The sequence below is a fragment of the Bifidobacterium sp. LH_424 genome (assembly GCF_056356895.1).
Genome location: NZ_JBKEVC010000001.1, coordinates 25046 through 47845, shown reverse-complemented (window position 1 = coordinate 47845; position 22800 = coordinate 25046). Strand labels below are relative to the sequence as shown.

13 protein-coding genes and 1 pseudogene are annotated in these 22800 nt (G+C 69.6%); 8 read left to right on the top strand and 6 right to left on the bottom strand.

Features of this window, described 5'->3' with window-relative positions; all coding sequences use genetic code 11:
- Positions 1–12: 12 nt before the first annotated feature.
- From AC1AYP_RS00155 to AC1AYP_RS00120, 8 genes and pseudogenes are all read left to right on the top strand, one after another.
- Positions 13–1434: a serine/threonine-protein kinase gene (locus tag AC1AYP_RS00155; RefSeq protein ID WP_476546451.1), complete on the top strand. Its 1422-nt coding sequence runs from the start codon at positions 13–15 to the stop codon at positions 1432–1434.
- 119 nt (positions 1435–1553) lie between these two features.
- Entirely contained in the window at positions 1554–7487 is a 5934-nt protein-coding gene (locus tag AC1AYP_RS00150) for an Ig-like domain-containing protein (protein ID WP_476546449.1), read from the top strand.
- Complete coding sequence (locus tag AC1AYP_RS00145; protein WP_476546447.1) at positions 7484–8626, top strand: AAA family ATPase; 1143 nt, start codon at positions 7484–7486, stop codon at positions 8624–8626. Before AC1AYP_RS00150 ends, AC1AYP_RS00145 begins: the two co-directional genes overlap by 4 nt.
- Positions 8627–8705: 79 nt before the next feature.
- Complete coding sequence (locus AC1AYP_RS00140; RefSeq protein WP_476546445.1) at positions 8706–9917, top strand: DUF58 domain-containing protein; 1212 nt, start codon at positions 8706–8708, stop codon at positions 9915–9917.
- Positions 9914–11590, top strand: a pseudogene (locus AC1AYP_RS00135) (transglutaminase TgpA family protein); the annotation flags it as partial. The gene AC1AYP_RS00140 and the pseudogene AC1AYP_RS00135, both read left to right, overlap by 4 nt.
- A gap of 763 nt (positions 11591–12353) precedes the next feature.
- On the top strand, positions 12354–13280 hold the full coding sequence (locus tag AC1AYP_RS00130; protein ID WP_476532327.1) for a PP2C family protein-serine/threonine phosphatase: 927 nt from the start codon (positions 12354–12356) through the stop codon (positions 13278–13280).
- Positions 13273–13851 carry a variant leucine-rich repeat-containing protein gene (locus AC1AYP_RS00125; RefSeq protein ID WP_476546443.1) on the top strand — a complete coding sequence of 193 codons (579 nt, stop codon included), beginning with the start codon at positions 13273–13275 and terminating at the stop codon, positions 13849–13851. Before AC1AYP_RS00130 ends, AC1AYP_RS00125 begins: the two co-directional genes overlap by 8 nt.
- A 14-nt stretch (positions 13852–13865) precedes the next feature.
- Complete coding sequence (locus AC1AYP_RS00120; protein WP_476546442.1) at positions 13866–14384, top strand: FHA domain-containing protein; 519 nt, start codon at positions 13866–13868, stop codon at positions 14382–14384.
- Between the two features lie 149 nt (positions 14385–14533).
- Here AC1AYP_RS00120 and AC1AYP_RS00115 read toward each other — a convergent pair whose 3' ends face one another.
- The 6 genes from AC1AYP_RS00115 to AC1AYP_RS00090 all read right to left on the bottom strand — a co-directional run bounded on the left by AC1AYP_RS00115 (position 14534) and on the right by AC1AYP_RS00090 (position 22785).
- Complete coding sequence (locus tag AC1AYP_RS00115) at positions 14534–17044, bottom strand: S9 family peptidase (protein ID WP_476546440.1); 2511 nt, start codon at positions 17042–17044, stop codon at positions 14534–14536.
- A 92-nt stretch (positions 17045–17136) separates the two neighbouring features.
- Positions 17137–18387, bottom strand: coding sequence for an App1 family protein (locus AC1AYP_RS00110; RefSeq protein ID WP_476546715.1), 1251 nt, complete (start codon positions 18385–18387; stop codon positions 17137–17139).
- 68 nt (positions 18388–18455) lie between these two features.
- Entirely contained in the window at positions 18456–18860 is a 405-nt protein-coding gene (gene gcvH, locus AC1AYP_RS00105; protein WP_476546438.1) for a glycine cleavage system protein GcvH, read from the bottom strand.
- Positions 18861–18976: 116 nt separating this feature from the next.
- Positions 18977–20614, bottom strand: a complete 1638-nt coding sequence (locus AC1AYP_RS00100) for a L,D-transpeptidase (protein ID WP_476531556.1) — start codon at positions 20612–20614, stop codon at positions 18977–18979.
- Positions 20615–20812: 198 nt separating this feature from the next.
- Positions 20813–21943: an NAD(+) diphosphatase gene (gene nudC, locus AC1AYP_RS00095; protein WP_476546436.1), complete on the bottom strand. Its 1131-nt coding sequence runs from the start codon at positions 21941–21943 to the stop codon at positions 20813–20815.
- Positions 21940–22785 carry an alpha/beta fold hydrolase gene (locus AC1AYP_RS00090; RefSeq protein ID WP_476531552.1) on the bottom strand — a complete coding sequence of 282 codons (846 nt, stop codon included), beginning with the start codon at positions 22783–22785 and terminating at the stop codon, positions 21940–21942. Before AC1AYP_RS00090 ends, nudC begins: the two co-directional genes overlap by 4 nt.
- Positions 22786–22800: the final 15 nt, after the last annotated feature.

Here is a 22800-nt window from a genome sequence, read left to right as displayed (position 1 = left end):
GAAGGGGGCATCATGCGCACCACGATCACAGCGCCGCCGGAGCTGCCCGGGTATTCGTTCGTCCGGACGCTCGGCTCGGGTTCCACGGCCGACGTGTACCTGTACCGGCAACGTGTCCCGGACCGGGATGTGGCGGTGAAGGTGTCCAGGACGCCGCTCGACCCGCGGGCCGCGGCGAGGTTCGCACGGGAGGCCGATACGATGGCCCGTCTGTCGAGCCACCCGTACATCATGCAGGTCCACGGCGCGGGCGTGACGCCGGACGGATCGGCCTACATCGTGTTCGAATACGCGCCGAACGGCACCTATAAGGAGATCGCACGGCGCCGGCCGCTCACCTGCGACCAGATGCTCGATCTCGGAATCAGGCTGGCCGGCGCCCTGTCCGCCGCGCACCGGGCCGGCGTCATCCACCACGACATCAAGACGAGCAACGTGCTCGTCAACGCCCAGGGGCTGCCGGTCCTCGCCGACTTCGGCATCTCGACGAACATCTATGACAGGACGTTCACCGGCTATTCGCTGCCGTGGGCGCCTCCCGAAGTGCTGAACGGCCGTTCCGGTGCCGAGGAGGCCGACATCTATTCGCTGGCGGCGACGCTGTATGCGACGTTGGCGGGCGGTTCGCCGTTCGAATGCGGCTACCGGCCGGACACGGCCGCGCGGCTGAGGGAGCTCATCCTCACCAAGCCGCTGCCTCCGATCGACCGCCCGGACGTGCCGGAGGACGTGGAACGGGTGTTGCGCAGGGCGATGTCGAAGGACCCGGAGGACCGTCAGCATTCCGCGTTGCGGTTCGCACGTGACCTGCAGCATGTCCAGCAGGAGCATTTCGGTCATATGACCGCCGTGGTCGCCGAAGGCCGGGATCCGTATCCGCCGGATCGTCGCGTGGCGCGCCGCCGCTTCGCCACGCCACGGACCGGAGCCCCGCCCCGGGCGGCGGCACCGGCAGTCGCCGGTCAAGCCGTCGCCGGTCTGGCCGTCGCCGTCTTTGTCATCGCCGTGGCGCTCGTATTCGCGATCGCCGTCATGCCGAATCTCGATTCCGGCGCCGTCGCCGACCGCGCATCCGTCGGAGACGCGACGACGCGTCGTGGGACGGGGACCGGGCGGGATACGGACGCCACGCCGGACGGCGTCATCGGCGACGACGTCCCCTCGCCGACGGACCTGCATGGGGAATACGGCGACGACGGCACGGTGACGTTCACGTGGAGCAACCCCGATCCGAAGAGGGGCGACACGTACGCGTGGAGGCCGATCGACGGCCAGGACCCGCAGGACGAGGGGAACGTGTCGATCGTGAGGGGCGAACGGGTGACGTTCGACGTCTCCCGGGACACGGCCCGGACGTGCATCGAAGTGTCGGTCGTGAGGGCGGATCGACGCATGTCGCCCCGGCCCGCGGCCGTCTGCGCGATGCGGCGCTGATCCGCACGCGACACGCCGTCTCCCCGATCTCCGGTGCATCCGAGGCGGTACCCAGCGACGGGGTCTACATTTGGCGTACCGGCCGACCGGCCGGGCTCGGAACTACGACGGGAGCCGGCATGGCGAAGAGATCTTCCCCGGCATACGGGCGGACACGCGGAACCGACGCGCCGACGCGCCGTCCGGCGCCGTCGGGCCGGCGCGGGTGGGCCGTCCCGGCCGTCGCCCTGATGCTGCTGCTCGGCGTGGTCGCCGGCGCGATCGTCATCAGCTCCGTCACGCAGCGTCATGTGCGGTTCGACGACGGATCCGTATGGGTCACCTCGTTGAAGGACCGCAAGGCGGCCCGGTTCAACGTGCGCGTCAGACAGGCGGATGTGGCCGTCGCGTCGTCCGCGCCGCGCTTCGACGTCCTCCAGCATGACGCCGACACCGTGCTCGACGAAGGCGGCCGGGCGTCGTCGATCAAGGCGTCGACGGTAGAAGTGGATTCCAGCGCCGAGACGGGGGACGAGACTATATCGGCGGCAGGCGGCGGCACCATCGCGTTCCTCGATGAGGGGACCGGCGACGTCTGGACGGGATACGCCGATGATGTCGGCTCGGCGTCCCCCATGCACGCGGATCCCCGGTTGAGGCTCGGTGCGGGAGGCAGGATCGTGGTCGACGCCGACGGCGCGGTATGGGGATACCGTCCTTCCGACGGCATGGTGTTCAGGCTCGACTCGCCGCGGAGCCGTTCGCCTTCGTCAGTCGGATCGATCACCGACGGGGTGAGGACGGACGCCTCCTCGTTCACGGTGGTCGACGGGGTCCCGGTCATCACGGCCGGGAACCGGGTGCTCTTCAGAGGAGGAGGCACCGCTTCCGGCATGGATGGAAGGCTGAGCCTACAGTCGCCGCCGGTGGATGGGCTCCAATCCGGCTGGGTCGCCGTGGCCGGCCGGGACGGCCTGGACCTCATATCCCTCTCATCGCCGGATCCGGAACCTGTGCCGCTGCGTTCCGGCGGGCACGGGGAGCCGGCGCGCCCGGTCTCCTCGGGCGGCTGCGTGTTCGCCGCGTGGAGCCAGCGGGCCGACAACTACGTTTCCGTATGCTCCGCGAAGGACGGAGGGGCGACGTTCCGCTCCCTCGGTTCGGTGAACGGCACCTCCGAACTGGTGTTTCGCGCGAACCACCGGCAGGTGGTGCTCAACGACGTGGTTGATGGCAACGTGTGGGACCCGCGTGCATCGACCGACGTCATCAAACTCCAATGGAACACGATCCGGACCGAACGTTCCGAGGAGAACCGGCGCGAGGGGGACGAGACGGCGAACAACCGGCGCGAGTACGACAAGACCTGTTCGCACGGCTCGGACGGAATCCAAGCGGAGAACGACGAGTTCGGGGCGCGGGCCGGCGGCGAACGGATCCTCGACGTGCTGCGCAACGACCGGCAGACCGACTGCTCGGTGCTGAGGATCACGCGCGCGAACGCCCCCGACGGGGCCGTGATCGAGGTCTTCCCGGTCTACGACGGCCGCTACCTCCAACTCGACGCCACGAAGGCGGGCCCCGGCGCGGTGGGCTTCTCCTACGAGATATCCGACGGGCACGGCCAGACGTCCTCCGCCACGGTGAGGCTGACGCTCACCGATTCCGGGAACGCCGCCCCCGTCCAGACCGATACGCCGCAGGAGCTGGAGGTCGAGCAGGGCGCTTCCTACGAGTTCAACGCGCTGGGTGGTTTCACCGACCCGGACGGCGATCCGATGACGCTCGTCTCCGCGTCGCCGCAGGGCTCCGATCAGGTGACGGCCTCCACGCGCGCGGACGGTCTGCTCACGTTCGACGCCGGTTCGATGGCCTCCGGACGAGTCGGCGTCGAGCTCACGGTCTCCGACGGCGAGCAGACCGGCACCGGCATGGTGTATTTCTCCATCAAGCCCTCAGGCACCCTGCCCGCCGACATCGATCCCGTGGCCGAATCCGCCGCCCCAGCCACGGACGCGTCCATCGACCTGAAGCCGTACGTCCACGCCACCGGCGCGAACCCGGCGCGTCTGTCCGCGGCGGACGCGCCCGATGGAGCCTCCGTGACGATGAACGCCGCCGATCTGGCCCTCCGGTTCAGGGCGGACGCCCCGGGCACCTACTACGTGTCGTACACGATCACGCAGGGGACCGTGCCCGCGACCGGGCTGGTCCGGGTGGAGGTGCAGCCCGTATCCGGCCAAGCCGCCAGACCGGTGGCCGCGAACGACGTGGCGTTGCTCGGCGCGGGGAACACGGCCATCGTGGAGCCGCTGTCCAACGACGTCGACCCGATGGGCGGCGTGTTGTCCGTCACTTCGGTCACGGCCGATCCGGCCTCCGGCATCAAGACCGGTCTCGTAGGCCACAGGCGGGTCTATCTGACGGCGCGGCGGATACCGACCGAACCGGTCGACGTCACCTACACGGTGGCGAACGCGGCCGGCACGTCGACGGGCACGATCGTGCTGCATCCGCCGACGTCGTCGAACGCCGACTCGGCTCCGAAGGCGCCGGACATGGCCGCCCAGGTACGCACCGGCGGCATCGTATCCATCGATGTGCTCGACCGTGCCGGCCAACCAGACGGCACGACGGTCAGACTGCGGAACGAGCTGAGGACCGATGCATCCACGTTCAAGGGGGTCGCGTTCGTCTCCGGCGACACCGTACGGTATCAGGCGTCGGACGAGACCGGCACGTTCCCCATCGTCTACACCGTGGAGAACGGTCTCGGCGCCTCGGCGTCGGGGACGATCACCGTCACCGTGCATCGGAGCGACGCGGGGGACAAGCCCGCGCCCACGCCGCACGACACGGAGGCGCAGGTGGCCGCGGGCCGGAAGGTGCGCATCCCGATCGCGCTCACCGGCATCGACGTGGACGGCGACGACGACCAGCTGCTCGGCCTGGGCAACACGACGCCGCAGCTGGGCCGCGTCACCGAGGTGGGCGCGAACCACCTCGTCTACGAGGCCTACGCCGACTCCTCCGGCACCGACGTCTTCTCCTACGCGGTGGAGGACTGGACCGGCCAGCGGGCTCAGGCGCGGATCCGCGTGGGAGTGTTCCGGGGAGCCTCCGATTCCGGCGTATACGCGCGCGACGACGAGGTCACGCTCCGTCCGGGCACCCCCGCCACCGTGCCGGTCACCCGGAACGACGTCTCCGGCGACGACACCGACCTGACGCTTGACGGAAGACTCGACGCCCCCGGCATACCCGATGCGAAGGCGAGCGCCGGCGCGATCGGCTTCACCACGCCCCGTCAGGCGGGGACGAGCTACGTCGTCTACACGGTGAGGGACAAGGCGGGACTGTCGGATACGGCCGTATTGACCGTGAACGTCGACCCGAACGCGCCGATCGAACCGCCGGACGCCTACGACTACCGCGTGCCCGCGTCGGCCACCATCGACAGGAAGAGCGTCGACGTGGACGTGGGCCGATGGATCGCGAACCCCTCCGGCCCGGATTCGGATCTCAGGGTCGACGTGCACGGATCGGCACACGCCCATGCACGCGTCAAAGGCGATGACGGCTCGACCGTCATCAGCGTGGATCTGACGCGGAACGCCCGGGCCGTCCCCTACACGGTGACCAACACGAGATACGGCGTGACCTCCACGGCGTTCATCCAGGTACCCGCATACGGCGTCTTCCCGCCGACCGTGCGGCCGAAGGCGCCCGCGCTCAGGGTGAACGCGAATGAGACCATCAGGATCGACGTCGCCGACCACGTGCGCGTGGGCGCCGGCAAGGAGGCGTATGTGGGCGGCGAGGATTCGGTGAGCGCCACGAAGGCCGCCGACGGACGGCTGTACGTGAACGACAGGACGCTCAGGTTCACCGCCCCCGGCGACTACGCCGGACCGGCTTCGATCACGTTCACCGCGGTGGACGGCAGAAGAGAATCCGGCAGGACGAGGATCATCAACTCGGCGGTGATCACCTTGCCGATCACGGTGGTCGGACGCGGCGTGAGGCCGCCCACGTTCTCCTCGTCCACGATCGACGTGGCGGCGGGCGACGGGACGACGACCATCGATCTGAAGGCGCTCACGCACGCGCCGGAAGGCCCCGGTGGGGATGAAGGGCGATACACGTATTCCGGCGGTTCGGACACCGGCAAGGTGACCGCCTCCGTCTCGGGTTCCGGCCGTCTGGAAGTGAAGGCGGACAAGACGGCCGTGCCGGGGACGACGATCGGCGTCCCCGTGCGGATCGGATACGACGGTGGCACGGTGGACGCCGGCATGACCGTCCGCGTCGTCCCCTCGACACGTCCGCTGGCGCGCGTGCCCGATAGGACGCTCAAGCTCGAAGCGGGAGGAGACGGGACGGTGGACGCGCTCGCCGACGCCTACAATCCGTTCCCGTCATCCCCTCTCACCCTGATCCGGTGCGCGGCGGACGACCCATCCGGGGTCGCCGTCCGCTGCGATGCCTCGGGGTCCGTCGACGTCGCCGCCGCCCCGGGCGCCGGAGGCGGCACGAACCGTGTGCTCGTCACCGTCGAGGACGGCACGGGAATGGCCGAGCGCAGGGTCACGGGCACGATCACCGTCGCCGTGGTCGACAGGCCCGAAGCCCCGCTGCTCTCCCCCGTCGACGCGAAACCGCAGGACGGCGCGGTGGATCTGACATGGACGCCCGGCTCGGCGAACGGCAGCCCGATCACCGACTATGAGGTGCGCTGGAGCGACGGGGACCGTGTCTCCTCGAAGTCGTGCGGCGCCGCGACGGTCTGCCGGATCGCGGGGTTGGAGAACGGCAGACCGTACTCGTTCCGTGTGCGCGCGAGGAACGAGGTCGGATGGTCGGAGGATTCCGGCACGGTGACCGGCATGCCCGACACAGTGCCGCCGGCCCCGTCGAGGGTCTCGGTGGAGGGCGGCAGGCAGGTCGTGACCGTCTCGTGGTCGATGCCCGTCTACGCGGGGTCGCCGGCCGACTACTACACCGTGACCCTGAGCAACGGCATGCGCGCCGTCATCGAGGGGGCCTCGTCCGTCGACTTCGGCTTCAGATCGTCGGACATCACGGACGGGTTCGCCGTGACCGCCACCGTCGTGCCGCACAACCGGGCGGGCGACGGCGCGGCGGCCGCATCGGCGGAGTCCGCCAGGCCGTACGGCGTGCCGGACGCTCCGATTGTCTCCACGTCGCAGTCGGACGATGGCGACGAGGTGACGGTGTCCGCCGAGATCGGCGACATGCGCAACAACGCGTGCGCCTCCGTCGTCGTCACGCTCGGCGATCACACCGGGAACGTCGCGTGCGGGCAGACGTCGCACACCTTCGACATCGCGGATTCCGATTTCGGCGACGCCCTCACGCCCGGGTACGCCATCGTCACGGTGCATGGCGACGAGGTGCGAGGCGAAGGCGTCCCCGTCGTCCCGGTCCACCGTCCGGCCGCGCCGTCCGGTCTCTCCATCCGGGCGGAGGACGGCCGCTGCGTGGTCTCGTGGACGGACGGCGACGGCAAGGAGGGCCGGTTCGAGTACACGGCCGGGAACGGCTCGTCCGGATCCACCACGCGGACCTCGTTCTCCTATGAGCCCGGCGGCTGGCGTGTCTGCGGCTCGGTGAGCGTGCGCAAGACGTTCCGCGGCGCCGCCAGCGCCGACGTCACCGCCTCCAGCCAGGACATGCCGGACAGGCCGAAGGCCGGCATCGGCGACTACGCACTGGAGTGGAGCGGCCGCGACACGCTCCGCATCGCCGGCGATGTGGAGACCTACGGTCAGGGCGCCACGGTCATCCTGACCCTCACCGACGGGGACGGCACCGCATGGCGGCGCGAATGGGCGGCCGGCGGACAGCCGCGGACCCTCGATATGAGGGATTCCGGGCTCGACGGCGACGTGACGTGGCGCATCACGTTGGCCGACGGGCCGGACGAGCTCGTCGAAGGCGTGGAGAAAACCGGGACGGTACGGGGATCTCGCCCGACGGCCGACGGCGCATCGGTGGCGTTGCCGGGAAGGATCTCCCGGCAACGGGACGACACGATCAAGGAGCGATCATGAACGAGAACGCCAACGGGTCCGTCGACGACCGGACCCTGCTGTCCAGGGACGCGGGAGCCCGCAGGGCCGGCACGCGGCGGCGGACGCCCGCGCACCGCGCCACCGCCACCGCTCCCGCCACGACGGGCACCCCCATCCCCGACACCGGCACAGTTCCCGCCACCGGCACCATCCCCGGTGCCGCCACGCCCGAAATCGAACGGTTCCGGGACATGTTCGACCTGCTCGTGAAGAACGTCTCCCAGGCGGTGGTGGGCAAGACCCGCCCGGTCCGCGAGGTGCTCACCGCGCTCATGGTCGGCGGCCATGTGCTGCTCGAGGACAATCCGGGCACCGGCAAGACGCAGTTGGCGCGCGCCCTCGCCAACTCGGTCGACGCCGGCTTCAAACGCATCCAGTTCACCCCCGACCTGCTGCCCTCGGACGTGGTGGGACTCACCTTCTACGACCGGAAGACCGGCGATTTCACGTTCCGCGAGGGACCGGTCTTCGCGTCCATCGTGCTCGCCGACGAGATCAACCGCACCTCGCCGAAGACCCAGTCCGCGCTGCTCGAGGTCATGGAGGAGCGGAAGGTCACCGTGGATGGCGTCACGCATGACGTGCCGCGGCCGTTCATCGTGATCGCCACGCAGAACCCGGTGGAGCAGCTCGGCACGTACCGGCTGCCCGAGGCGCAGATGGACCGGTTCCTCATCAGGACGTCCCTCGGATACCCGGGCCACGACGTGTCCGTGGAACTGTTGCGCCAGCTCGACGTCACCGACCGCGCCGGCGGCGTCGTCCCCGTGCTGGCCGGCGGCGACGTCATCGCGATGGGGCGTGTCGCGCACACGGTCCACGTCGACGAGTCGATCCTCGAATACATCGTCAGACTCGTCGAACGCACACGCCATGACGACGGCGTCCGGGTCGGCTCCTCGACGCGAGGCGCCCTCGCCCTGGCGCGCTGCGCACGCATCTGGGCCGCGGCGGACGGACGCGGCTACGTCGTCCCCGATGATGTGAAGGACCTCGCCACACCGGTGCTCGCCCACCGGCTGAGTCTCACCGCCGAAGCCGCGTTCGCCGGAGAGACGCCGCAGGCCGTCGTCACGCGCATCCTCGAGGACGTGCCCGCGCCGGCACTCGGCGGCTGACGCGCCCATCGCCAAGCCGCTCCCCACGCCCCCCCACGAACCGCCCCGGACCAAACCCACGAACCGAAGGACCGACATCATGCCCCGTCCCATACGCGCCGCACGGACGCCGCGCCGGATACGCCGGCCGCTCGCGCCCTTCGTCTCCCCGCTCGCATCCTCCATCTCCCCGCTGGGGTGGACCGTGACCGGCTCGGGCGCGGCGGCGCTCGCCGCCTTCGTCCCCCTCGGATGGCACGAGCTGCTGGCATACGGCGTGGCGGCCCTGTCGATGATGCTCGTCTCCGTCGTCATGTCGTTCGGCAACACCTCGTTCCGGGCGACGATCGACCTGCGGCGACGCCGCATCACCGCGGGGGATACGGCGAGCGTCCGCGTCGATATCGGGAATCCGGGGAGAACTCCCACCACGGCCGCGCGCGGCGACCTGCCGATCGGCTCCAGGTGCGAGCGGTTCACCATCCCTCCGCTCGCCCCGGGAGGGTCCCGACGAACCGACATCGAGTTCCACACGCCGCGACGGACCGTGATCGCCGTCGGCCCGCTGCGCATCCGCAAAGGCGACCCATTCGGTCTGATCCGCCGCGAGCGGCGGCTCACCGATGGAATCGACCTGTTCGTCCACCCCGTCATCGTGCCGTTGGAGGCGCTCGACGCGGGATCGGTCCGCGATCTCGAGGGGAGTCCGAGCGGCGACACCGTCGACGACGACCTCGACTTCCACGGTCTGCGCGAATACGCGCCGGGCGACGACGTGCGCAACGTGCACTGGCCGAGCACCGCGAAGACGGGCGCGTTGATGATCCGCCGATACGAGGCGACGCGACGCACGGACACGGCGCTCACCATGTCCGTCGACCCGGACGAGTACGCGGGCCCCGGCGAGTTCGAGCTCGCCGTGTCCGTCCACGCGTCGATCGGCGCGCGATGCTTCGCGCGGCGTCGGCCGCTGTCCACGCATGCGGGCTCCGCGCACGCCGCGCCGCGCCGCGCGACGGACTTCCTCGACTCGTGCAGCAGGATAGTCCCGGACCGCTCCGACGATCCGAACCTCGCGCGCGGCACGCTCGCGCACGCCCCGGACGCCTCCTTCTACGTCCTCACCGTCGGCTCGCTGCGCGACTCGGATGACATCAGACGCATGGCGTCCGCGCTGCCGGTGTCCGCGTCCACGCTCGTGCTGCAGGTCGCGGAGGGCATGCCCCGGGCGATCCGCCGGTTCCCCGGCTTCACGCTCGCCACGGTCGGCGGACTCGACGACCTGCCGATCATCATGGGGGTGCTCGCATGACCAGCCGACGGCACGCCGACTGGCGGAACGACACCATTTCAGCTTCCCTCTCCGCCCGCGGCCCATGGGGGCGGCGCTTGGGCGGTCTCGCCGTGGCCGCGGCGCTCACGCTACTCGCCGCGTCGAATCTCATCGATGTCTACGGAGACGCGGCCGCATGGGCCTCGGCCGCCGCGCCTGCCGCGCTGCTCGGCTGTCTCATCGCCCTGGCCGGAGTGACGCGCCGGCTGCGCCTGTGGTGGCAGCTCGTGTCCCTCGTGTTCGCCCAATCCGTCGTCGGACCGGTCATCGCCCTGAACGGCACGACGATCGGCCATGTAATCCCGACGGCCGCCACCCTGTCGCAGGGATGGTGGGACATGTTCGGCTCGTTCAAATACCTGATCTCCATCACGCCGCCCGTGGGCACGGCGTCGGGTTCGCTGATGGCCGTCTGGACGCTGACGCTGTGGACGGCGTTCCTCGCCGGCCTGCCGGCGCTCGCCGACGACGCGCGCCTGGCCGCGGCGTCCGGCCTGCCCGCGGCCGCCGCGTTCGCCGCCGCCGCGCTGCTCGGCACGTCCGTCGGCTGGTGGCGTGCCGCCGCCGGCCTCGCCGCCATGCTCACGTTCGTAGTCTGGCTGTCCGTCCGATGGGGCCTGTTGGAGACCGGACGCCTGCCGGGCGCCCTCGCCGTCATCGCCATCGCCGCCGGTCTCGCCGCGGGTGTGTGCCTCGTCACGCCCCAGCACCGTCTGATCCTGCGCGACCGTTACGAGCCGCCGCTGACCCCGTACGACTATACGAGCCCGCTGTCCGGCATGCGCGCGTATATCAAGGATCATAAGGACGATACGGTGCTCACCGTGCGCGGTCTTCCCGCGGGCGCATCGGTGCGTCTCGCGGTGATGGACCGTTTCGATGGCAACGTGTGGAACCTGTCCGATTCAGCAACGGTCTCCGGCTCGTCGAACTACCGGCGTGTGAGTACGACGATCGCCGACGACGCCGAGGGGACCCGTTTCACGGCCACGTTCACCGTGGGCGAGGGACTCACGGACCGATGGCTGCCGTTGGCCGGTTCGGCCGCCGAAATCACCGTCGAGGATTCAGCCGACGGGCGGGGCGACCTCTACTACAACTCGGACACCGATTCGGCGATCTACCCGGACGGCATGGCGGAAGGGCTGACTTACACGGAGAGCGGCGTCATCCCCCGCACGCCCTCCGACAGTCAGATCGACGACGCCGAGGCGGCGAAGACCCTCCAGCCCGCAACGGTGGACTCCCCCGACGCCGCCGGCCGGCTCGCCACCGCCATGGCGGGAGGCGAGGCCACGGGCGGCGCCGCGGCGCGCAGGATCGCCGAAGGGCTGCAGGATTCCGGCTGGTTCTCACATGGCTTGGCGGGCGACTATCCGTCGCCGCCCGGCCATGGCAACTACCGCATCGGGAGACTGCTCGACGGCACGCGGATGGTGGGCGATTCGGAGCAGTACGCCTCCGCGATGGCGCTCATGGCCCGCGAACTCGGCCTGCCCAGCCGCGTGGTGCTCGGTCTCGTCCCGAAGAACGACGACGGCTCGATCGGCACGGCGCGCTCCGAACGGCGTGGCGCCTACACCGTCACCAGGTTCACGGGCGATGACGTCGAGGCCTGGGTGGAGATCAAGCTCGACGGCTACGGCTGGACCGCGTTCCATCCGACCCCGGAGGAGACGAAGGTCCCGGACCCAGAGGAGGAGCCCACTCCGCCGAACCCGCGGAAGCTGGTGCGCCAGCCTCCGGTGCCGCTGCAGGACCCGCTGCGCGACGAACGGCAGATGCGGGGTCGTTCCACGCTCGGCGGCGAGGAGGCGGACGCGGCCGGCGCGGACCCGTTGAGGACGGCGCTCGGCCGCGCCGTTCGGAACGTCGCGGTCTACGGCAGCCCGGTATGGGCGATGGCGGCCGTCTGCGGGATCATCCTGCTCGTGAAGGCGCTTCTGCTGCGTCATGCGCGACGCTCCGGCAGTCCCCGCATGCGGATCGCCGCCGGATGGCGGGCCGTCACGACGCTCGCCCGGCAGAGCGGCGTCGACGTGCACGGCACCCGACGCGAGGAGGGGCGGGCGATGGGCGGACGGATGGACGTCGACGCTTCGACGCTCGCGACGTTGGCGCGCGAAGCCGACTACGCCGCGTTCTCCGGCGAACGCATCGACGACGATCGGGCCCGCCGGTACTGGGCGGACGTGGACGCCATGCGCGCGTCCATGCTCGCGTCGTTACCCCGTCCGCGCCGCTGGTGTGCACGGCTCAGCCTCGCCGGAGTGTTCACACGCCGAGGAAGACCCCGGCGCGCCCACCGTGCAGCAGGTATAGTGGCGAGTATGTGTGTGCCTGGGCCGCCGAACGCGGCATGGGCGAGACGACCGCCGCCGGGGAACCGGGCGCACGGACAGAGGGGAAGCGTTCATGACCATCGGACATCTCGCGGCGGGATTCGCCACCGATGTGGGGCTCAAGCGCAGGAACAACCAGGATGCGGGCTACGCCGGCCACGGCGTGTACGTGGTGTGCGACGGCATGGGCGGCGGCATGGGCGGCGAGCATGCGAGCGCCCGTGCGGCCGATCATCTGCGCGCGCTCGCCGCATTGCCCGTGCGCAACCGCGCGGACATCGAGACGGTGCTCGCCGACGCGCAGGCCGACGTGCTCGCGCTCGGCCACGAGCTCGGCGGCGTGGCCGGCACCACGGTGACCGGCCTCATCCTCGTGCACGGCGACGCCCCCGACATCGACGACGGCTCCCAGACCGGCGAACGGACGTCCGCGACGCCGTTCAGCACGGAGAACCTAGCCTACGTGGTCAACGTCGGCGACTCGCGCACCTATCATATGGATGCCGCGCGGGACGGCGCGGGCTGGGATCCCTCGACGCTCGTGCGCATCACACGCGACCATTCCCAGCGCCAGGAGGCGATCGACACGGGCGAGCTGCTGCCCGACATGGCCGAATCGCTCATCCCGCGCAATATCATCACCCAGTGCGTCGGCGATCCGGACGGCATCAGGCCGGACCTGTTCCTCACCGACGCGACCGGCCGCTTCATCATCTGCTCGGACGGCCTGTACGCCGAGGTGTCGGGCGATGACGAGATCGCCGCGATCGCCGCGCGCCACGACGATCCGCAGGAGGCGGCGGACGCCCTGCTGCGCGCCGCGCTCGACGCCGGCGGCGGCGACAACGTCACCGTCATCGTCGCGGACATGCCCGTGCTCGCGCCGCCCCGGCACGCATGGTCGGTGACTAAGCTGGGCGATGAGGAGGATATCGGCAACATCGCCGATGTGACTTTGCAGACTTTGCGGACCATAGCACCTAGGAGGCATGATGGTTGATTACGATGCCGCGGTCGCGGCGGTTCAGGATCGGAACGCGGATCCGATCCTTCTCGCGAAGATCGCCTATGAGAATCCGGAGTTCGGCGCGAACGTGGCGGTGAATCCGCGCGCCTACCCCGGTCTGCTGCGCTGGCTCGCCGAATTCGGCGACGATCGCGCCCGCGAGACCGTGCGCCAGATGGGCTATGCCGTCTCCGACGATGCGGCCGGCGCCGGACAGTCCGACGAGACCGTGGCCGTGCGGCAACACACCTCCGCCGCGGCCGGCACCCCCACGGCCACGACCTTGCAGCCCACGCGGACCGCGCAGGCACAGGCATCGCAGACGACGACGCAGGAGCCCCGGACGGCCGCGTCGGAACCGCAGAGCCCGGTGAACCCGCACGGCTTCACCGCACAGATCGCGCGCACCACCACCGATCAGATGCAGATGGCCGAGATCGCGCAGAAGGCACCGGAACTGTACGCCGCACTCGCGCAGAACCCGAACCTGTACCCGGCGCTTGTCGACTGGCTGTCCCGACTGGGAGACCCGGCCGTCGACGCGGCGCTCGCCGGCCGCCGCTGAAAGGGGCGAGACGGATGAGCAACGCGATTCCATTCCCACCGGCACCGGAACCCGGCTGGTACGCCGACGATCCAGTGGACGCCCAGCCCGCGGCACAGCCAACACAACCCACCGTCCAGCCCGCCGCACAACCGAACGACGGCAGTCTGGACGACACGGTCCTCTCCGACGCGAACGCCGCCGGTCAAGCCCCCGACCGCAAGACCTACACACTGCACAACGAGGCGACCGGTCAGACGATCGTCCTCGACAGGAGCGTCCTGCTCGGCCGTCGCCCGTCCGAGGCGATTCCGGAAGGTTCGAAGGCCGTGCGGATCGAGGACCCCACACGCACCATCTCCCGCAACCATGCGGCGATCAGCATCGACCAGGACGGCCGGCTGTGGATCGAGGACTACGGCTCGTTGAACGGCACGTTCATCATCCGCGACGGCGAGGAGCGCCAGGTCGTCGAAGGCACGCCCGTGCCGCTGGAGGCCCCGGCCACCCTGCGCGTCGGCGACCAGTTCCTCACCCTCGAGGAGCAGCGGTAGGAAAAGCCACGGAGGGAGAGACCCGCGGCGGGAACGACGCACCGCGGGTCTCTCCCTCCGTCCGCCTGCGGCGGCCACCTCCCTCGTCAGAGGGAGGCAACCCTATGACCGAGCCCCTTGGCCTTCACGGCCAAGGGGCTCAATCCGTTTCAGTACTTGAGGTTCATCACGTCCAGGCACCACGCGTTCTCGTAGGAGACCTCCTCCCACTGCTTGTAGCGCCCGGAGGTGCCGCCGTGGCCGGCCTCCACCTCGATCTTGGCGATCGCGTCGAATCCGCGCGACTGCATGGCGGCCACCCATTTGAGCGGCTCGACGTACAGCACGCGCGTGTCGTTCATCGACGTGGTGACGAACACGCGCGGGAACGCACGGCCGGCGTCCGAATCCGCGGCGGGCAGGTTCTCGTACGGCGTGTACGACTTCATGTACCGGTACACGTCCTCGTCGTGCAGCGGGTCGCCCCACTCGTCCCACTCGGTGACGGTGAGCGGCAGCGACGGGTCGAGGATCGAGGTCAACGCGTCGACGAACGGCACATCCGCCTCGACGCCCGCGTACAGTTCCGGCGCGAGGTTCGCGACCGCGCCCATCAGCAGGCCGCCCGCCGAGCCGCCGTTGGCGACGGTGCGGCGCGGGTCGGCCAGATGCGCGTGCTGGAGCGCGGCCGTCGCGTCGACGAAGTCCTCGAACGAATGTTTCTTGTTCAACCGGCGGCCCTGCTCGTACCAGGCGCGTCCAAGCTCGCCGCCGCCGCGGATGTGCGGCACCGCGTACAACACGCCGCGGTCGAGCATGCTGAGCCTCGCGACGGAGAAGTTCGGGTCGGAGGAGATCTCGTATGCGCCGTAGCCGGTGATGAACATCGGCGAATCCTGCGCAGGGAAGTCGCGCCGCCAGACGAGCGAGACGGGGATGCGCTCACCGTCGCGGGCGCGGATCCACACACGGCGTTCCATGTAGTCGCGCGGGTCGAAGCCGCCGAGCACGGTGGCGCGTTTGAGCAGCCGGTCCTCGCCGGTCACCGGGTCGATCTCGTGGAGTTCGCCGGGGCGCGTGTAACTGGTGAACGAGTAGCGCATGCGCGGCGCGTCGTAGGACGGGTTGCCGCCGGTGCCGATCGAGTAGAGGCGTCGCGTCTCGCCGGGCAGGTGGTCGTCGCTCGCGCCGTCCGACGACGACGTGCGGTCAGTCACGCCAACGGCCCCAGCACCAGCACCAGCACCCGCGTGCCCCGCGTCCCAGTCCTCCGCCCACAGCGTCTCGCCGTGGTCGCCGGTCTCGTCGCGGTCGTCGGCCACCGTATCCCAATCGTCCTCGAGCGCGGGCGGCAGCAGTTCGACGAACCGCCACGGCCGCCCGGCGAGGAAGTCCTCGACGGCGGCGCGTTTCGGCATCATCGCGACGTGCGGCAGGCCGTCGGCGCGGTAGGCGAGCGTGACGAAGTGGCGGTGGATGGCGATGCCTTCGATGCCGAGGCCGTGCAATCCCTGCAGGATGGCCGGGTTGTGCGCGTTGAAGTACGGCGCGGTGATCGCCTTCGCGCGGTCCTCGGCCGATGCGGCGTGCTCGCAGCCGTACGGCGAGCCTTCGGCGACGCACACGCCTTCGCCGAGCGTATACGGCGGCTCGTGCCGGCGCATGTCGATCACGTCGATCTCGAAGTTCGGGTTCTTCGCGTTGTGGTAGACGACGGCGAGCGGGATGTCGGCGCCGTCCTCCCCCGCGTTCTCGAAGCAGGCGAAGCTCACGTCGTATTCGACGTCGGTCTTGCGCGGGATGAACGCCCGGAATTCGCCTTCCGGGTCGGTCACGGGCAGCATGAGCACTTCGGTGGTGGTCTTGGAGCCGGTGCCGAGCACGAGGTTGCGCTCGTCGAAGCTCAGGCCGATGCCCACCCAGAAGCGTTCGTCCTCCTCGCGGTACACGCATACGTCCGTCTCGACCGGGGTGCCGACCTTGTGCCGCCAGACCGCGCACGGGCGCCACGCGTCGTCGAGTTCCACCCAGAACACGTAGCGCGCGTCGGGCGTGAAGCAGGCGCCGCCGACGCCGTGGAACAGTTCGGGCAGCTCCTCGCCGGTCTGAAGATCGCGGATCCGGTAGTCGTAGCGTTCGTCGCCGGCCGTATCGACGCCGTAGAGCATCCATCGGCCGTCGCGGCTCAGGTCCATGCCGCCGAGCCGGAAGAAGTCGTGTCCTTCCGCCTCCGCGTTCGCGTCGAACACGATCGATTCGCCGGGCAGCGAGCCGGGCGCGCCGAACGGGTCGATCTCGGGCGGGTTCCAGTCGTCGGCGCCGCGCACGCGCATGCGGCACTGCACCGCGTATTGACGGCCTTCCTGCGTGCGCGCGTAGTACCAGTAGTCGTTGATGCGCACGGGCACGGACATGTCGGTCTCCTGCACATGCGACTTGAGTTCGTCGAACAGGGTATGCCGCAGTCCGTCGAGATGCGCGTTGCGCGCCTCGCACAGGCGGTTCTGCGCGGCCACGTAGTCGCGCGTGCGCGGCGCGTCCTTGTCGCGCATCCATTCGTACGGGTCGACGAACACGTCGCCATGGTGCTCGCGTCGGGTCGGCTCACGGTGCGCGACGGGGACTTCGGGACAGATACAGGTGCCGTCGTCGCTGCCGGCCAGTTGCTTCTCTTCGGTCATACGGGTGATTATACGCACGCTCGAACCGGTTTCGTACGCGCATATCCCACCCGCGAACCTCTACCTCACGGAACTGAACCCCCGCGGAACCCCTACCCCAGATGCGCCTTCAGGTACGGCAGCATCGTCTTCATGATGTTCGCGCCGGTCGTGCCGGTGAACACGGGCACGTCGGTGTCGGGCATCGGCTGCGTGGCGGTCATGCCGGCCGGGTTCCTGAGGCCGAACGGCATGAGCTCGCGCGGGCTCAGCTGGCGGATCGCGATGGCGAGCACGCGGCCGGGGTACCGCCTGACGATGGTCGCGTAGGTGGTGGGGTCCTTCTGGCCGTCGTCGCCGACGAGGATGAACTTCATGTCGGGGAAGTCGGCCATGAGCTGTTCGGCGAATTCGAGCTTGTGCTGCGGCCCGGAGGGGATGAACGTCTTGGGCCGCGGGTCGAGGTCGCGCAGCAGCAGCGGGCCTTCCGGGAACCCGTGGTTCTCGAGGAAGTGGCGGATCGCGCCCTCCACGTTCCATGGCGAGGTGGACAGGTAGAAGAACGGCGCGTCCGGGAACAGGTCGGCGAGCTTGGTGAACAGCACGCTCATGCCGGGCACGGAGGCCTTCTTGTCCGGGTTGAGGAACAGCAGGTTCCACGCGGCCTTCCACAATATGGGCGCCTGTGTGATCATGACGGTGTCGTCCACGTCGGAGATGATGCCGACCTTCGCGCCCTTCGGAATCGTGAACAGCTTCGCATGCACGGGTTTGCGCCCGTTGACCCGGTAGGAGACGTCGTGCACGCCCGGTTCGAGCCGCTGTTCGGCGACGAGGTCGAGGTAGCCGGACGTGTCGGAGATCGCGTATTCGCTGTCGAGCTCCGGCCGCGCGTCCAACGCGTCGTAACGTTCGGAATCGCCGATCTGCACCGTTTCGAGCGGGACGTCGTCGATGCGGATCTTCACCTGCGTGTGCGGCGAGGGGATGGCGAGCATGCCGCGGATGCCGCGTGTGGCGCGTCCGTACTCGCTGCCCTCCCCCGCGTACACGGTGCGGCAGATGAGTCGCGAGTAGTCGCCGGTGCCGTACCCGACGTACGGGTCGACGCGCGGGAACCAGTCGAGCCGTTTCGCCGTGCGTGTCGCCGCCGTCACCCACGCGTTGAACCCGTGCGTGACGACGCGGCGGAGGATGCGTTCCGGCAGCGGCTGCGCCTCGAAGCGTTCGCGCCGCGACGCGGCGTCGAACGTGGTGACGGCGCGTCGTGCGGGAATCGGCACGGTGGGCATGTCGTCGCCGGTCGCGGCGGACGCGGCGGTCCCGCGCGCGGTGCGCGCGTCGCCGCCGTCGCCGTCGCGCATGCGGCGCATGTCGCCGAGCGCGCGCGCCGTGCCGCGTCCGTCGCATTCCACCGGTCGCACGATGCGTGTCATCGTATGACCTTCAGGTACTGTTCGGCGGTCAGCAGGTCCGGTTCGTCGTCTTCCAGCTCGATCTTGAGAATCCAGCCTTCGCCGTAGGGATCCGAGTCGATGACGCTGGGATCGTCGGCGACGGCCTGGTTCACATAGCGGATCGTGCCGGAGACGGGGGCGATCAGCGGTTCGACCGCCTTCGCCGATTCGAGTTCGAGGACTTCGTCGCCCGCCTCGACGCGCACGCCGACTTCGGGCAGGTCCACGTAGACGAGTTCGCCGAGCTTGCCGGCGGCGTACTCGGTGATGCCGACCACGGCCGGGTCGAGGGTGGTGTCCACCCACACGTGGTCGTCGGAGTATTCGAGGTGCGCGGGCACGTCGAGGTTCAGCGGCTGGTCGTCAGGTTCTTCGCTCATAGCCACCAGCCTACCAACCTGTTGCGAACACGCCCGGATACGGGAGGACCCCGTCTTGCGGATGACGCAAGGCGGGGTCCTCGAATGATCGGAACGGTCGTGCCGCGGAGCGGGGCTCAGCGGACCGGACCGGTCGGCTGGGTGCCGACGACCTGGACGAGCGTGCCGTTCGGGCAGTTCTCGTAGACCCACTCGGCGTCCTGCTCGTACATGTTCACGCAGCCGTGGGAGCCGTGGTTGGCGGCGTCGCCGCGGGCGATGCCGTTGTAGTTCCACGTGGCGGTGTGGAAGCCCTCGCCGCCGTTGAAGTAGCTGACCCACTTCACGCCCTTGGACAGGTAGCGGCTGCCGTCGTCGTTCAGGCCGGTCATGTCCTGCACGCGGTACTTGAGGTAGATGTACCAGTTGCCGCTGTCGGTCTCGTTGCCGCCGGGGCCGCCGGTGCACACGAGGAAGCTCTTGACCTGCTGGCCGTTGTGGTAGACGACGGCGGTCTGCGAGCTCTTGTCGATGACGATGCGCCATTCGCTCTGCTTCTGCTTGACGTCGAACTTCTTGACGTCGGAGGCGACCTGCACGGTGCCGCCGTTGCCGGCCTTGAGCGCGTCGAGGACCTGGTCGGCGGCCTGGTCGGTGTCCTTGACGGTGACGCCGTCCACGCCCTTGACCTGCGCGGCGACGAGCACCGTGCCGTTGGCGTCGACGATGTCCTCCTGGGAGACCATGTCCTGGTTGAGCTGTCCGGGCAGCTGCTCGGACATGAACTTCTTGACGGCGGTCTCATCGTAGGAGATGGTGATGGCGCCCTGGTCGAGGTGGGTCTCGGTCTTGATCCACGAGGCCACGGTGTCGACCGGCAGCTCGAACTGCTTCGCGTCGCCGTTGGTCATGACGATCGGGTTGGCGAGGCGCTGGTTCGCGGCGTCGGCGGCCTTCTGGGCGGCGTCGAGCGCGATCGGGGCGTCGATGGTCTCGTCGGTGACGCTCACCGTCGCGGCCGAGCCGGGCGTGGCGATGGCCTGCTTGACGGCCTTGACGACGGCGCCGAGCTTCGGGGCCTTGCCCGGGCGGCCTTCGGAGGCGACGAACGCGTGCGCGTTCCCGTCGTAGGTCACGGCGGACGGCACCGCGCGCTCGGCATCGGTGACGAGCTTGGCGGACAGGTATTCGTCGAGCGTCGCGTTGTCCGGGGTGGCGGAGAGCGCCACGTCCTGATGGGCGAACGGGTTGACGCGCAGGATGTCCTCGCCGATGTTGGAGGAGGACTTCGCGTCCATGATGTCGTCGACGGTCTGGTCGACGTCGATGTCCACGCCCAGATCGGTGAGGGAGGCGGTGGCGCTGGTGTTGCCGTCCGTGTCCTTCACGGTGATCGAGGTGTCCTTGACCGCCTGCTCGACGGTGGCCTTCACCTCGTCGCGGGTCTGGCCGGCGAGGCTGACCGAGCCGAACCGCACGCCGGGCGCAACCTTGTCCTGGTAGTACGCGCGGGCGCCGAAGAACGCCGCGACGAGCGCCACCAGCAGGACGGCCACGACGGCGAGGGTGATGATGAGCGGCTTGCGCGACCTGCGCTTGGCCGCGACGGTGCCGATGTTCAAGTCCTCCGGACGCGCGGCGGAGTCCATCACGCCGGCGAGCGGGGCGGGCGCGGCGCCGGGCAGCGACGGCATGGCCTGCGTGGCCTCGAAATCCTCACGCATAGCGCCGTATTCCGGGCGTTCCGCCGGCTGCTGATTGCGTTGGTCGGTCATTCGCGATCCTTAGTCTGTTGCTACGCTTTCATGTCCGCATTGCCTCGCGGACTGCGTCCGACTGTACATCAACACCACCCCAGCGCACGGCCCGGAACCGTGCGCGACACCCCGTTTGGGCCGTCGGCGCAACGGTTTGTGGCATATATCACTATTCGAGATATGTCGTTTCGTCAGGCTTCCGTGGCACCACCCACGTCACAGCTCGCGGCCGAGCCACTCCTCGATCATGTAGCGTGCGATCGTCGCCTTGCCGGGCGCGCTCATGCGCCCGGAGACCAGCGCCGCCGTGTACTCGTCCGGCGTGACCCATTTCGCCTCGACGGTCTCGACGCCGTCCACATGGACGTCGGTGGTCAGGGCGTGCGCCTTGAACGCCATCATCAGGGAGGCGGGGAACGGCCACGGCTGGGAGCCGAGGTACTTGACCTCGCCGAGCCGGATGCCGACCTCCTCAAGCGCCTCGCGGCGGGCCGCATGCTCGAGGTTCTCGCCGGCCTCCACGAATCCGGCGGACACCGAATACAGCGTGGGGTTGCGCCACGCCGCGTTGTGCTGCAGGAGCGCACGCCCCTCGGAATCCACGATGATGGTGATCACGGCGGGTTCGACGCGCGGGAACAGCAGACGGCGGCCGTCCGCGTCGTTCGTGCAGCGCTGCGCCCAGCCGCCGTTCGCGGCCTCGACGGGAGCGCCGCAGGTCGGGCAGTGGCGCTGGCGGTTGTGCCAGATGCTCAGCGTGATCGCGCTGGTCGCCTGCCCCGCCTCGCGTGCGGAGGCGTGCGGCGCGAAACCGCGCAGGTCCACCCAGTCGAAGCGGTCGACGGCCTGTTCGAGCAGACTCGCGTGCGCGCCGCGGCCGGCGCCGGCGCCGAAGCCGAACGCACCGCCCGCCGCGACCACGCCGCCGTTCGTGCCGTCCTCCGGCTCGTCGAACGCGTCGTCGGCGCCGCGTTCGCCGCCGTCGGCGATGCGCGCCACGCGCGTGACGTCCACGGCGACGACGTGCTCGTCGCGCCGGCCGCCGTAGCTGCCGAGGAACATGGCGACGGCCTGCGGATGCGTCTCGAGTTCGCGCGACACGTATGCGCCGGGGATGGTGGCGAGGAGCATCTTCACGTTCTCGTAGTCGGCGAGTTCGCCCTGGCCGCGCGGCACGGCGATCTTGCCGTCGCGCGTGAGGATCACCTTGGTCGCCGGCTCGGCGAGCGTGTCCGAGATGAGATGCGGTTCGGCGCGGCGCTCGGTCTGATAGTCGATGTCGCCCTGCGCGAGCGGCAGGAACGGCAGCGCCCGCGTCAACGCCAGCGGACTGAACGACACGCTCATGCGATCACCCGCTTCATCAGGTCGACGAGCGCGGCGGCCACCGTGTCGGGGTGCTCGACGGCGCTGAAATGACCGCAATCGGGGATCGCGGTGAACGTGGCGTTCGCGCCGATGCGTTCGGCGAGCGGGCGCATCACGCCCGGATTCGACGTGGGGTCGAGTTCGCCGGAGACGACGGCGACCGGCACGTCCATCGTCTCGGGCACGCCGGCGAGTTCCGGCCTGCCGTAGGTCATGCGCTGGCGCCAGGCGAGTCCGGCGGGCTTCTGGTCGCGGATCCACGCGGTCATCGTCGCGATGAATTCCGGTGACTTCTTGATCGTGGAGTCGCCGTCCGCGGGCTGGGCGAAATGCATGACCGGCTCGACGGAGCCGGTGCGCTCGCACGCGTCGGAGGTCTCGAGACGCGGCTCGCCGCCGACGCCGTCGGACGAGGCCATCGTGTCGCACAGGGCGACGCCGGCCACGGACTCCGGGTGGAGGCGGTACAGGTCGGTCACGAGGTAGCCGCCCATCGACAGGCCCACCCACACGGCCTTCTCGAAGCCGTTCCGGTAGAGCAGGTCCACGTAGGATTCGGCCATGCGGTCGAGCGCGTCCGGGTAGGAGCCGTTCGCAGCGCGGCGTCCCGACGCCTTGTCGTCTGGCGTGGGCGATTGGCCGGAGCCGGGCATGTCGGGCGCCCAGATCGGGAAGGCAGGAAGGCCTGCCTCGTCGGCGAGCTCGGCGATGCGGGCGGCGCATGTCTCCCACATGCGTCCGTCGACCGGATACGCGTTGGCGAGCACGAGCGGGGTCCCCTCCCCCTCGCGCAGCACCCGGTTATGGATTTCAAACGTCATGGCAATACTTCCTTT

Bases quoted from the DNA above. Each gene is read 5' to 3' on its own strand.
- AC1AYP_RS00125 (WP_476546443.1), top strand. From the start codon at position 13,273: ATGGTTGATTACGATGCCGCGGTCGCGGCGGTTCAGGATCGGAACGCG.
- AC1AYP_RS00090 (WP_476531552.1), bottom strand. From the start codon at position 22,785: ATGACGTTTGAAATCCATAACCGGGTGCTGCGCGAGGGGGAGGGGACC.
- AC1AYP_RS00130 (WP_476532327.1), top strand. From the start codon at position 12,354: ATGACCATCGGACATCTCGCGGCGGGATTCGCCACCGATGTGGGGCTC.
- AC1AYP_RS00100 (WP_476531556.1), bottom strand. From the start codon at position 20,614: ATGACCGACCAACGCAATCAGCAGCCGGCGGAACGCCCGGAATACGGC.
- AC1AYP_RS00110 (WP_476546715.1), bottom strand. From the start codon at position 18,387: ATGCGCGACGGCGACGGCGGCGACGCGCGCACCGCGCGCGGGACCGCC.
- AC1AYP_RS00155 (WP_476546451.1), top strand. From the start codon at position 13: ATGCGCACCACGATCACAGCGCCGCCGGAGCTGCCCGGGTATTCGTTC.
- AC1AYP_RS00150 (WP_476546449.1), top strand. From the start codon at position 1,554: ATGGCGAAGAGATCTTCCCCGGCATACGGGCGGACACGCGGAACCGAC.
- nudC (WP_476546436.1), bottom strand. From the start codon at position 21,943: ATGAGCGTGTCGTTCAGTCCGCTGGCGTTGACGCGGGCGCTGCCGTTC.
- AC1AYP_RS00140 (WP_476546445.1), top strand. From the start codon at position 8,706: ATGCCCCGTCCCATACGCGCCGCACGGACGCCGCGCCGGATACGCCGG.
- AC1AYP_RS00145 (WP_476546447.1), top strand. From the start codon at position 7,484: ATGAACGAGAACGCCAACGGGTCCGTCGACGACCGGACCCTGCTGTCC.
- gcvH (WP_476546438.1), bottom strand. From the start codon at position 18,860: ATGAGCGAAGAACCTGACGACCAGCCGCTGAACCTCGACGTGCCCGCG.
- AC1AYP_RS00115 (WP_476546440.1), bottom strand. From the start codon at position 17,044: ATGACCGAAGAGAAGCAACTGGCCGGCAGCGACGACGGCACCTGTATC.
- AC1AYP_RS00120 (WP_476546442.1), top strand. From the start codon at position 13,866: ATGAGCAACGCGATTCCATTCCCACCGGCACCGGAACCCGGCTGGTAC.